The sequence below is a fragment of the Acinetobacter genomosp. 15BJ genome, assembly GCF_000400715.1.
Classification (GTDB): domain Bacteria; phylum Pseudomonadota; class Gammaproteobacteria; order Pseudomonadales; family Moraxellaceae; genus Acinetobacter.
Map to the genome: position 1 here is coordinate 1,525,400 of NZ_KE007347.1, position 12,870 is coordinate 1,538,269.

Consider the following 12,870-nt stretch of genomic DNA (forward strand, 5'->3'; position numbering starts at 1 on the left):
TCTTTTTCATTATTTTTAAATGTCTAGAATATTGAACCTAACAAAACAAATTGCAGCTAAATCCAAATTTGATTTGAAAATGAGATGAACAGTTGGTTCCTATCTGTATATACTGAATCGGAACATGAATATTCATCTACTTTTCGGATGTTGTAGATCTATCACACTTGTTCAAACTTTAAGAATAATTCAGGGATTGTTTTGAGTGCGATGTCAATTTACAACATACAAACCTATTGCAATCATTAATGCTAGAGAAATGATGATTTTCTCGACATTTTTCCGATTAGGATTTATACATGAAAAAGCTGATTAGTCTTTTTTTAAGTGTGTCTGTGTTATTACTTGCGGCCTGCAGTAAACAACCAGATACCGCATCTACCGAACAAAAAGGTGATGCTGCTGCATTACAAACCGTTGTAATCGCTTCTACAGGTTCAGACGCTGATATTTGGCGTTATATCGCAACATTACCAGAAACTAAAGCCGCTGGACTTAAACTCGAAATCAAGAACTTCACAGACTACGTTGCAATGAACACTGCAGCCGCGAATAAAGAAGTTGATTTGAATGCATTCCAGTCATACGCTTATCTTGTCGCATTCAATGCTGCTAATAAAGATAAGATTGCGCCTGTTTCGACCACTTACTTAGAACCAATGGGTATTTACTCAAGCAAAGTAAAGAAAGTTGAAGAGTTTGCTGAAGGTGCAACCATTGCGATTCCAAATGATGGTGCGAATGAATCACGTGCTTTATTACTTTTACAAAGTGCTGGCTTGATCAAATTAAAAGCTGAGTTCGACCCTGTAAAAGGCACGCCTGCTGACATTATCGAAAACAGCAAAAAAATTGTGATCAAACCAATCCAAATGGCAACTGCTGTACGTGTTAAAGACGAAGTTGATGCGATTTTGTTGGGTAATACACTTGCAATGGAAGGTGGTTTAAACGTTCTTAAAGATGCAATCTACTATGAACCAGTTGATCAAAGTACCAAATTAAATGTCAATGTATTGGCAACAGCAGAATCACGTAAAGATGATGCCGTGCTCCAAAAAGTTGGCGCGCTTTACCATACTGAAGCTGTGAAGCAGTATGTACAAGAACACTTTGCTGGTACGAAAGTTGACGTAAATAAACCAACAAGCTACCTCACAGAAGCGAATTCGTAATATAATACCCTCAAATAAAACAGGCAAAGTGATTTTGCCTGTTTTTTCTTTTTTGCATAGTATTGACGAACATGATCCAATTTAAAAACATTTCGAAACACTATCAGTTAAAAGGTCAAACGATTAACGCGCTGGATCAGATTAATTTAGAGATCCCCGACGGTAGTATCTTTGGCATTATTGGCTACAGTGGTGCAGGTAAAAGTACGCTTATCCGTATGATTAATTTACTTGAGCGCCCGACTCAGGGACAAGTGATCATTAATCAAAAAGATTTTACCGCAATGGATGCGCGTACACTTCGTCAAGAACGTGCAAATATCGGCATGATCTTTCAGCACTTCAATTTACTTCAGACTAAAACCGTGTCTGAAAATATTGAAATACCGCTGAAATTATTAGGTCATAGCAAAGCAGAACGAGAAAAACGCCTCGCCGAATTACTTGATTTCATTGATCTCAAACATAAAAAAGATGCCTACCCTGATGAACTTTCAGGTGGTCAAAAACAACGTGTCGGGATTGCACGTGCACTTGCAAATCATCCTAAGATTTTACTCTGCGATGAAGCAACCTCTGCCCTTGATCCACAAACCACTAAATCAGTTTTGGCTTTATTAAAAAAGATCAATCAAGAACAGAACATTACCATTGTCATGGTGACCCATGAAATGGATGTGATTGAATCGGTTTGTGATTATGTTGCTGTGATGGAAGCTGGTCATGTGATTGAAACTGGTCCGACATTGGATATTTTCAGTCAGCCACAGCATCCAACCACCAAGACCTTTATTCAAACGGTATTGCAACAACAGTTGCCGATCAATATTCTGAATAATCTTGAACACAAGCATCATAATAGTATTTACAGTTTGCAGTTCTTAGGTACATCAGCACAAGAAACCGTGATTCAGGCTGCGATTAAGCAATTTGATATCAGTCTAAATATTCTTTTCGCGAACATGACAGAAATTAATGGCACCGTGATTGGACAAATGTTCATCCAACTCTTAGGTGATCCGCTGACCATTCAAGAAACTGTTAAATTTCTTGAGCTTCAAGGCGTGAAAGTTGAACAGTCTGGAGTGGTTAGCCAATGAGAGATTTAATCGTACAATGGTTGACCCAAGTCACCGCTCCATTTTGGCATAGTTCCTTATCCATCGACCAATTTGTTACAGCACTACAAGAAACCTTCCAAATGGTATTCTTCTCGCTGCTGTTTGGCTGTATTTGGGGACTTATCCAAGGCATTACCTTAGTGGTTACCCGTACGGGTGGTATTTTACAAAATCGCGCGATTTATTATTTCCTCAATCCGATTGTGAATGCACTGCGCTCTCTTCCCTTCATTATCTTACTGATTGCTGTTATTCCACTGACCAAAATGTTAGTTGGAACATCAATTGGGACTTGGGCTGCGATTGTACCTTTAACCATTTATGTCGGCCCATATTTAGGTCGTTTAATTGAAACTTCGTTACTTGAAGTGAATGAAGGCATTGTCGAATCCGCTCAGGCAATGGGTGCATCACCTTGGCAAATTATCTTTAAGTTTATCATCCCTGAAGCACGTAGCTCTCTGATTCTGAATTTAACTACGGGTACAATCTCGCTCATCGGTGCGACAGCGATGGCAGGTGCTGTTGGTGCTGGTGGTATTGGTGATTTAGCAATTTCTTATGGCTACCAGCGTTTCGACACCAGTGTGGTGATTTTAACGGTCATCGTGTTATTACTACTGGTTCAAATGGTACAAATGCTCGGTGATTGGCTAGCAAAACTGCGATAGTAAACAAATAGAAAAAGCGCTCATCAAGAGCGTTTTTTTATGTCTTATATTTTACCTATGGAAAATAAACTTCATTCGCTGCCTTAAAGGTATTGACATGCAATGGCACTAAATCATCCAGTGCCTGATACCCTCCGGCCAAAACGAACAGCATTGGAATTTTCATTTTCTTGGCCATATCAAAGACAATTCGGTCACGTTCAAATAATAATTCAGTGCTAAACCATTTAGAGCCGTATTTATCATGTTGATGGCAGTCCATGCCTGCTTGATAAATAATTAAATCTGTATCCCAACCGGATGCATACTGAAAGGCCTCAAACAGCGCCTCACGGTACAATTCAAAATTACCTTGTTTGGGATGAATATAACGGGTCAAACTGCGCTCACTGGCCTTACAGCCAAAACGGATCCCAAAAATTCCAAAATTAATCAGATTGGTCATACGGTTGGTGAAGATAGCTGTGCCATCTCCCCCATGTTGATCACAGTCCAAAACAAAGATGCGTTTTTCAGGATATTGCTTTGCCACCAGTGCCAAGCCATTGAACGTGCAATAAGCTGCCCCTGACTCATAACTTGCATGATGAAATCCTTGGGCAATATTTGCAGCAATCCCTTCTTTCAAAGCAATTTCAGCGCCCAGTAATTGCCCTGCCTGAACCGATAAAATCGCATCTCTCAGTTGTTCATTCCATGGCTTAAAGCCTTGAATGGTTGCAAATGCAGTTTCTCCAGATATAAAAGCATCCACATACTGTGGATTGTGCAATTTCTTTAACAACTCCACATCTATGCTGCCTGGATCTATCAATTCAACCATCTGTTGAGCACGTAATACATCCGCAACAGCAGTGAGTTTTTCCATACTATTGGTATGCGTTCGTGCAAAATAGCGTGGTGAATAACAGGCTTTTAGCATGGATGTCCTACGTAAATCTGATCACGCGCAATTTCCATCAGCTGACTCAATTCGGTTGTATCAGGTCTAAATAATCCATTATCGACCTGTTGTTTAAAGTGATATCCAAATGCCCGAGCACGATTTTGTGGCGAAACTGCCAAGGTTGTTAAACGTAGAAACCAAAAACCATTCATTTCAGTGATTGGAATCACATAGCCCTTATATTGTTTATTTTTATGTTTAGTCAGCTGTTCAATGTCATAGCTAGCTGAAAACAAACTGCCCGCAGGTAACCGCACACCATTCATCATTAAAGGAACCAAACTGATACAGGAATGATTATCCCCCATATTTAACTTTTCCATCATAATCGGTTGTTCTTGCTCATCAACAAAAATATTGATTTCACCCTGTCTTAATAAACGATGGTGTGCGATGCGCAAGAAGAATTTCTCTGCCATCGGGCAAGAGCCTACTTTAGGTTTTTCCTCTAAAGCCTGACACTCAATCATGCCAATCTGCTGTGCTTTTTGCGGCAGGATAATATCGCTGAGTAGCTGACAAATCAGCTTGCTCTCTTCGAGCTCAGCATATTCATGCATGACTCTTAACTTTGCTTGAAACTCGACTTCCTGCTGTAAGCTCTGTGCAAAACTTTCTTGTGGGTTTAAACGCTGCAAGCATTGTTGGACGTTTATATTGGTATCCAAATTACGCCATGTTTCTAACTCTAAGCCATAAGATAAGCTTTGATTAAGAATATTACGTAAAGCTTTGGTCTCATATTCTTCAAAAATACGGAAGTCCTGAAACCCGATTGGATCCCTAACTTGAGAAACAAACTCTGCAATAACACGCGTCGCCTGCGTATAGCCACAACCCCGACGTTCAGTCTGATGACTAAAATGCTCATTCAGCATTTCTGTAAGTTTGGCAGAGAGCGGATATAAATACTTTTTAAAGATAACGACCACTTCATGATCGATCAGCTCAGACATAATTCCCTCTCTTGTTCTGCAGATTTATCACTTTTCACCCATGGTAAAAAATCTGTATTTCTCTTTTTAAATCTAATCATTGAAATTATTTAGCTTTACTTCAATATTTTTATACGACTAAAGATAAATCATTAACTTATAAAACTTTTATCTCATCTTTATTGAAAATATGACACTTGTCAACGATAAAGATATCTATTGAAAGTGACTGTCAAAATCTGCCCGAGAAAGTCATTATTCAGCGCTATAAATCAGTAGGAGTTTTGCACTGAACTGCATTTGCACTTACACTACAAATAGGCACTCATATGAGTACCCAAACTGCAATAACCTCACGAAACAAAGCTTTAGGATTCGGCTATGCATTATAAGATTCATGCAATTGACGTAAAAAATGCCTTAAAAAACTATATTTGGTTATTGGAAGATACAGAAACACAAGAAGTCGTTGCCATTGATCCAACAGAAGCTGGTTTAGTTACTGATTTCTGTGGGCAAAATGGTCTACAACTTAAACAAATCTGGCTGACGCATTGGCATAAAGATCATACAGGTGGAGTTGAAGGTTTACTCGCCGATCAGAATATAATGGTCTACGGTCCACGCGATGAGTTAACTAAAATCTCATTCATTTCAAATCCATTACAAAATGACGATCATTTTCATTTTAATGATCTCAAAGTTGAAATTATTGCAACTCCAGGCCATACCCTTGGCCATATTACGTATTTTATTGAAAAAATAGAGACGCTGTTTAGCGGTGACACCTTATTTGCAATGGGCTGTGGCCGCTTATTTGAAGGGACAGCGGAGCAAATGTATCACTCCTTGAATCGTTTGGCTGCGCTACCTATTCAGACCAAGGTGTACTGCACCCATGAATATACCCTTGCCAATGCAGAGTTCGCCCTAACCGTTGAACCACACAATGTCGCGCTACAACAGCGCATGCAACAAGTCAAAGCGCTAAGAGAAGCAGATCAAATTACCCTTCCAAGTACCATTGAATTAGAGCTTGAAACCAATCCCTTCCTGCGGACTGAAAGTGCAGAAGAGTTTGCTCGAATTCGTAGTCTGAAAGATCAATTTTAATTAAATCCCATCGCTTCGACTGATTCATTTTCTACTTTCTAAACAAAGTGGAAAATGAAATCATTTTTTACATTTGATTCAAGAATATTTCCCCCAAAAATTGATTTACACTATATTTATAAAAAATATTTTTCACAATAAATTCAAATAACTAATAAAAACACAGATAAGATTCTATCTATAAAAATTACGCTAAATTTACATTACTTACATGTGGAAAAATAAATCTATGCAATCCCCCTTTAAAAAAATTTAACTGACCCTTATTAATAAATACATGTTCACAAGGAGATCTGTCATGAAAAACAGAGTTGTTAAAGCAAAAAACGTATTGGCTTTCCGTATTTGGTTAGAAAAATTAGGATATTCGGTTAAAAATCTGACAGATAACCGTGGCTTCACATTTAGCTTTAAAAAAGAATATGGTTTAGTCACAGGCGATTTATCTGGTAATGCTTTAGCAATGCAACTGGGTGAAGAGTTTGAAGATCATTTAAAAGCCTAATGGTAAATTTCCCGAGATATCAGGGTTTCAAAGGGATTTGGAATCCTTGATTGATGCTCATAAAAATAATTAAAACGTATCTCTCATTTAATCCTTCATTTTCTAACCATTTCAAACAAAATTTCATTGGAACAAAAGCAATTTCCAAGTATCATTATGCCCAGTCGAGGGATGCTGCGACAATTGATCGGCACTAAAGATCAATTTGCCAGGCTCGACGATCGGTTAGACACTCGTTTTAACCAACAACGGCATCCGCGAACAGAATGATCCATACTATTTTTTCTAGGAGATCCTGATGAACGCGGTGAATGCTTCATTTACAGATTACAAAGTTGCTGATATTTCCCTTGCTGACTACGGTCGTAAAGAGATCAAACTTGCTGAAGCAGAAATGCCAGCTTTGATCGGCTTACGTAAGCGTTATTCAGCAGCTAAACCACTTGCTGGCGCAAAAATCTTGGGTTGTATCCACATGACAATCCAAACTGCTGTTCTTATTGAAACATTGGTTGAGCTTGGCGCAGAAGTGCGTTGGACCTCTTGCAACATCTTCTCTACTCAAGACCATGCTGCTGCTGCCATTGCTGCAAGCGGTGTTCCTGTATTCGCTTGGAAAGGCGAAACTGAAGAGGAATATGTGTGGTGCTTAGAACAGCAAATCAATGTCAACGGTCAGCCTTGGGATGCCAACATGATCTTGGACGATGGCGGTGACTTAACTGCACTTGTTCATGACAAATACCCTGCGCTTTTAGAACGTATCCACGGTATTACTGAAGAAACAACAACAGGTGTACAACGTCTGTTGGAAATGTGGAAAGACGGTTCTCTTAAAGTACCAGCGATCAACGTGAACGATTCGATCACTAAATCGAAGAATGACAACAAATACGGTTGTCGCCATTCATTAAACGATGCCATCAAACGTGCAACTGACATGTTACTTTCTGGTCGTCGTGCACTTGTAATTGGTTATGGTGACGTTGGTAAAGGTTCTGCGCAATCTTTACGCCAAGAAGGCATGATCGTACGTGTAACTGAAGTTGATCCTATCTGTGCAATGCAAGCATGTATGGATGGATACGAAGTTGTATCTCCATATAAAAATGGCGTACAAACTGGCAAAAAAGAAGATATTAACCAAGACCTATTGGGCAATACCGATCTTGTTGTAACCACAACTGGTAACTACCATGTATGTGATTCTGCAATGTTAGATAGCTTAAAAGCGGGTGCTGTGGTGTGTAACATCGGTCACTTTGATACAGAGATCGACACCGCATACTTACGTGGTTACAAGTGGGTTGAAGTGAAGCCACAAGTACACCAAGTATATCGTTCAGAAGACGAAAATAACTACCTTATCCTTCTTTCTGAAGGTCGTTTAGTGAATCTTGGTAATGCAACAGGTCACCCATCACGCGTGATGGACGGTTCTTTCGCCAACCAAGTATTAGGTCAAATGCATTTATTCGCTGAAAAATTTGCTGACTTACCTGCTGAGCAAAAACAAGCTGCAATTCGCGTAGAAGTACTTCCTAAGAAATTAGATGAAGAAGTTGCTGCTGCAATGGTCCTTGGCTTTGGTGGTGTGTTAACACAATTGACTCAAGTACAAGCAGATTACTTAGGCGTTCCTGTTGAAGGGCCGTTCAAATCTGACGCTTATAAATACTAAGAAATTCAGGGCAGACGTTTTACGGACTGCCCTTTTTTCTAAAATTCCAAGCGATTTTAAAAAGGATTTGAAATGACAAAACGTGTTCCTATTTCTTTTGAATTTTTCCCGCCCAAAACTGATGCTGGTGCGGAAAAATTAAAAACAGTTCATCAAGAATTACAACGATTAAATCCAGAGTTTTTCTCGATTACCTATGGTGCGGGTGGCTCTACACGTGAACGTACTTTAGCTGCGATTAGTGACTTTAACGGCAAAGGTACACCAGTTGCGCCTCACCTATCTTGTATTGGTGATGACAAAGCACGTATTGCTGAGCTCTTAGATTTATATAAATCTCAAGGGATTGATCGTATTGTCGCTTTACGTGGCGATTTACCTTCAGGTCAGGTCGGTCTGGGTGAACTCCCTTATGCTCAAGACCTAGTTCGCTTTATCCGTGAACATTCAGGCGATCATTTCCACATTGAAGTGGCTGCCTACCCTGAAATGCATCCACAAGCTGACACCTTTGATGGTGATCTTCAACGTTTTGTTGAAAAAGTAAATGCAGGCGCGAATGCTGGTATTACTCAATTTTTCTTCAATCCAGACGCGTATTTCTATTTTATTGAACGTATTACCAAAGCTGGCGTGAATATTCCAGTTGCACCAGGTATCATGCCGATTACCAATGCGAGCAATTTGATCCGCTTTGCTGACGGAACAGGTGCTGAAATTCCACGCTGGATCCGCAAACAGCTGGCTGCCTATGGCGATGATAGCGCAAGCATCAAAGCATTTGGCCATGAAGTGATTGTGAAACTTTGCGAACGCCTGATCGCAGGTGGCGCACCTACCCTACATTTTTATTCAATGAACCAAACTGAACCGACTCGACAACTGGTTGTCGATCTTGGTTTAAACTAATTTGTACGAGCACAACCCAAGCATGAATCGTTTTTATATCGAAACCGAATTAAATACTGGCAACACCGTTGAATTAACCGAATCGGTACTTCATCACTGGGTACGTGTGCTACGCGCAAAAGAACAAGAACAAGCCATCTTTTTCAATGGAAAAGGTGGCGAATATATCGTAACACTGACTGAAATTAACAAAAAAAATGCTTTTGTTTCTGTTGATCAATTTGATCCAGCCGATCGTACAGCACCATTCAAGGTTGTTTTAGGTCAAGTGATGAGTAAAGGCGATCGCATGGATTATGCGATTCAAAAAGCCACTGAACTCGGTGTTACAACCATTCAACTCTTGACCAGTGAACGCTGTGAAATGCGTTTAAAATACGATCGTGACCAAAAAAAACTAGATCACTGGCAATCTGTAGCAATAGCTGCCTGTGAGCAATGTGGCATGAACCGAGTTCCTCAAGTTTTAGCGCCAATCAGCTTAACTGAGTGGCTAAACTCAGAGTTACCATCATCACGCTTTGTGCTGGCTCCAAACAAAGACCAAACGAATGTCTTACTTAACAGCCTACCAGACATTGCCCTACTGATAGGTCCAGAAGGTGGTCTGAGTGAAGCAGAAATTAATACTGCCAATCAACATCAATTTAAAAACTGGTGTATCGGAGATCGTGTTCTAAGAACTGAAACCGCCCCAGTAGTTGCTTTATCTATTTTAAATTATCACTTTGCATAGAAGTAATGTGGTGACATTGCTTTCTGCTATGTTTAGCGTTAATTTAAAATAAAACGTTGCTGTGTTTACAAAAAAACAAAGACTGTGAATATAGATAAAAAATGAAAAGGATTATTCTTTGTATGTTAGGGGCTCAGGAAAAAAATTTGCCACAGTTTATCTACACAGATCAAATCGATTATCCAAATCATGTACGCTTATTTGTATTAAGTGTCTTCTGCATTTGTCTGTTAGATTACGCCCTATTTGGTATTTTTTATTCATTTGACTCAAATATTTTTACGACTTGGATGAGCATTACCCTCATCCTTTTATTTAGCTTTACCTGTATCTGTCATTTTTTACTCAAACGCTACTCTTCAGTTCGCTACACCCAACAAACCAACATCATTTTTCAAGTGATCTGTTTTTTTACTGGTTTACTGATTGGAGTGAATACGATTGTCATTAATCACTACTTAGCAGTCGATATTCCTCATTTGATTGGGTCACATATTTTGACCCTAACTGCGTTACTACTGACTGCATCTCATATCATTGCACTGACCTTTTTAACCCAACATATTCGCTATTTCTTCTTATTTTTTATTCCAAGTATTGCACCTTTAATCGCATCTCAGCTTTTACACCGAGATAATGATCACACCCTGTTCTATCTTGCGTATTACTCTTCATTTTTCGCAACCGTACTCTGTGCTCAAGTCACCTATAAAATTCATAAACGCTTGGCCTTGGTTTTAGATAAAAATAAACAACTGATTGATGTAGCCGAGCAGCACAACCAATGGACTGAAGAATTGTGTCAGCAATTACAACGTGAAGTGAATAAATCCAAAGATATTGAAGCGCAACTACAATTCAATAATCACCTGTTGGAACAAAAGGTTCGTGAGCGTACATTCGACTTGACGCAAATGAATGAAAGCTTAGAAGAACATCGTCAAAACTTAAGTTTTGCCCATGAAACCGCCGGCATTCGCCCTTGGGATTGGAATCTTGAAAGCCATACCGTTGGCGTCACCAATGCACATAGTCAAGCAGTCACGCGCAATTCTGAAAACCATTACACCCTACTGCATAAAATCATTCATCCAGATGATATCGAACGGGTAAAAAATACCTTATATAATCATTTATGTGGTCAAACCAAGCGCTATGAAGAAACCTTCAGGATTAAACGCCACAATGGTGAATGGAGCTGGATTCATGATGTCGGTCAAGTAATTTTAAGGGATCCAAAGGATGACACCCCTTTGCGAATGGTGGGTATTCACCGTGATATTAATCAAGAAAAGAAAGATCAAGAGCGCTTAAAACTTGCTGCCAGTGTATTTGAACAAGCTTCTGAAGGTATTTTCATTTTAGATGAAAACTTTAACTATGTTGAAGTCAATCCTAAGTATGAACAGCTCACAGGCCTTGATAAACAAGCAATCGTGAGTAAACAGTTATTTGAAATTACCAAACAAAATAAACAACATCACCATAATTTTCATTTATCGATCCTCGATACACTGCGTGAAGAACAGGAATATGAGGGTGAATTTCAAGAAACCTATATTTCTGAAAAATCTTGTTTTTTGTGGATTCATATCAATGCGGTGAAAGATGAACAAGAGCGTGTCATCAACTATATCGGTATTGTTTCAGATCAGACCGAACGTAAGCATCAAGAACAACGTTTATCTTATCTGACCAATTACGATACGCTTACCGATCTCCCTAACCGTTTTTATTACCAACAGCAGTTGCATCAATATTTGGTCAATGAAGCGTCGATTCAGCATCTGGCTGTCATCCGTTTAAATATCGACCGCTTCCGTGCCTTGAATGAAATCATTAGCAATCAAGCGGGTAATGAACTACTCAAACAGGTGGCACAACGTTTACGCATTAGTAATATTGATGCACTACTTGTCGCTCATTTAAGTGCAGATGACTTTGCAATTATTTATGAAATTTCACCACTACATCCACCGATTCACCAATTGTGTAACAACATTGTTGAAGCCTTTAGCAAACCTTTTTATCTTGCAGATCAAGAATACTTCGTCAGTATTTCGATCGGTGTCGCCATTTACCCAGAACATGGCCGTCAAGTCGATAATTTAAACACCCATGCGGAACAGGCACTGACAGAAGCCAAGCGTTTAGGTGGTAATACCATTCGCTACTACTCAAATGAAAGAGCGAATTTTGTTGCGAAATATACAGATCTAGAACTCGATCTCAGAAAAGCCATTCAGAATAACGAGCTGGTTGTGTACTATCAGCCAAAGATTAATGCACATAATCATCAAATTAATGGTTTTGAAGCCCTAATCCGTTGGAAGCATCCAACGAAAGGTCTAATCATGCCAAGCATTTTCATTCCTTTAGCGGAAAGTACTAGCCTGATTTCTGATATTGGTCAGCTCGTTTTACATGAAGCAGCTAAACAGCTACAAACTTGGCAAAAGCTTGGTTTTAACAATATCAATATCGCGGTCAATATTGTGGCACAGCAAATTTTACGCGGCCAACTGCTGCATGATATTGATGCTGTGTTAAATACTTATGAGATCTCAGGAAAAAACCTTGAACTCGAAATTACTGAATCGGCCTTTATTGAAAACACCGACAATGTCAAAACCGTGTTGTGTGCCATTAAAGAACGTCAGATTTCGATCGCACTGGATGACTTCGGTACGGGCTACTCTTCTCTTGCTTACCTCACCGAATATCCAATTGACATTTTAAAAATTGATCGTGCCTTTATCTCGAAAATTGGTAATGCAAAACAAGATGCGATAGTTAATGCCATGATTGCCATGGGTAAAACCATTGGCCTAAAAGTTGTGGCTGAAGGTGTTGAAACCGAGCAGCAATATGAATATTTGAAACGACAAAATTGCGACATATTACAGGGTTACTTATTTTCACAACCTCTCACTGCCGCCCATGCGACAGAATACCTGCAAAAACAAAAGCAGCAGTCAACTGCAAGATATTCCATTTAAACGTGAATTTTAACCTTTTCTGCTGTTTATTTTTCGCTGAATATCAACTGTCAAGAAGCATGCAGTTCAGTGAAAATAA

Annotated in this window: 11 protein-coding genes; 9 read left to right on the plus strand and 2 right to left on the minus strand. The window is 39.3% G+C overall.

What is annotated here, in order from left to right; translation table 11 throughout:
• Positions 1-299: 299 nt before the first annotated feature.
• From F896_RS07065 to F896_RS07055, 3 genes are all read left to right on the plus strand, one after another.
• On the plus strand, positions 300-1,175 hold the full coding sequence (locus tag F896_RS07065; RefSeq protein WP_016164209.1) for a MetQ/NlpA family ABC transporter substrate-binding protein: 876 nt from the start codon (positions 300-302) through the stop codon (positions 1,173-1,175).
• A 71-nt stretch (positions 1,176-1,246) separates the two neighbouring features.
• Positions 1,247-2,275: a methionine ABC transporter ATP-binding protein gene (locus F896_RS07060; RefSeq protein ID WP_016164210.1), complete on the plus strand. Its 1,029-nt coding sequence runs from the start codon at positions 1,247-1,249 to the stop codon at positions 2,273-2,275.
• Positions 2,272-2,967: a methionine ABC transporter permease gene (locus F896_RS07055; protein WP_004654491.1), complete on the plus strand. Its 696-nt coding sequence runs from the start codon at positions 2,272-2,274 to the stop codon at positions 2,965-2,967. The genes F896_RS07060 and F896_RS07055 overlap by 4 nt, the downstream gene beginning before the upstream one ends.
• A gap of 55 nt (positions 2,968-3,022) precedes the next feature.
• On the opposite strand, the gene F896_RS07050 is transcribed toward F896_RS07055, so the two are convergent.
• Together F896_RS07050 and F896_RS07045 are read right to left on the minus strand one after the other, a co-directional pair.
• Positions 3,023-3,889, minus strand: coding sequence for an arginase family protein (locus F896_RS07050; protein WP_016164211.1), 867 nt, complete (start codon positions 3,887-3,889; stop codon positions 3,023-3,025).
• On the minus strand, positions 3,883-4,869 hold the full coding sequence (locus F896_RS07045) for a hypothetical protein (RefSeq protein WP_016164212.1): 987 nt from the start codon (positions 4,867-4,869) through the stop codon (positions 3,883-3,885). Before F896_RS07045 ends, F896_RS07050 begins: the two co-directional genes overlap by 7 nt.
• Before the next feature lie 360 nt (positions 4,870-5,229).
• Between F896_RS07045 and gloB the strand changes: the two genes are divergently transcribed.
• The 6 genes from gloB (at position 5,230) to F896_RS07015 (ending at position 12,791) form a co-directional block, all read left to right on the plus strand.
• Positions 5,230-5,961, plus strand: a complete 732-nt coding sequence (gloB, locus tag F896_RS07040) for a hydroxyacylglutathione hydrolase (protein WP_016164213.1) — start codon at positions 5,230-5,232, stop codon at positions 5,959-5,961.
• 298 nt (positions 5,962-6,259) lie between these two features.
• Positions 6,260-6,466 carry a hypothetical protein gene (locus F896_RS07035; RefSeq protein ID WP_004771531.1) on the plus strand — a complete coding sequence of 69 codons (207 nt, stop codon included), beginning with the start codon at positions 6,260-6,262 and terminating at the stop codon, positions 6,464-6,466.
• A 298-nt stretch (positions 6,467-6,764) separates the two neighbouring features.
• Positions 6,765-8,147 (plus strand): adenosylhomocysteinase, encoded by a 1,383-nt coding sequence (gene ahcY / locus F896_RS07030; RefSeq protein WP_005189859.1) that lies wholly within the window; start codon positions 6,765-6,767, stop codon positions 8,145-8,147.
• A gap of 72 nt (positions 8,148-8,219) precedes the next feature.
• Positions 8,220-9,056, plus strand: coding sequence for a methylenetetrahydrofolate reductase [NAD(P)H] (gene metF, locus F896_RS07025; RefSeq protein WP_016164214.1), 837 nt, complete (start codon positions 8,220-8,222; stop codon positions 9,054-9,056).
• 22 nt (positions 9,057-9,078) lie between these two features.
• The gene (locus F896_RS07020; RefSeq protein WP_016164215.1) at positions 9,079-9,792 is read left to right on the plus strand and encodes a 16S rRNA (uracil(1498)-N(3))-methyltransferase; all 714 of its coding nucleotides are present in this window, start codon (positions 9,079-9,081) and stop codon (positions 9,790-9,792) included.
• Positions 9,793-9,914: 122 nt separating this feature from the next.
• The gene (locus F896_RS07015) at positions 9,915-12,791 is read left to right on the plus strand and encodes an EAL domain-containing protein (protein WP_016164216.1); all 2,877 of its coding nucleotides are present in this window, start codon (positions 9,915-9,917) and stop codon (positions 12,789-12,791) included.
• The last annotated feature ends 79 nt before the right edge of the window (positions 12,792-12,870 follow it).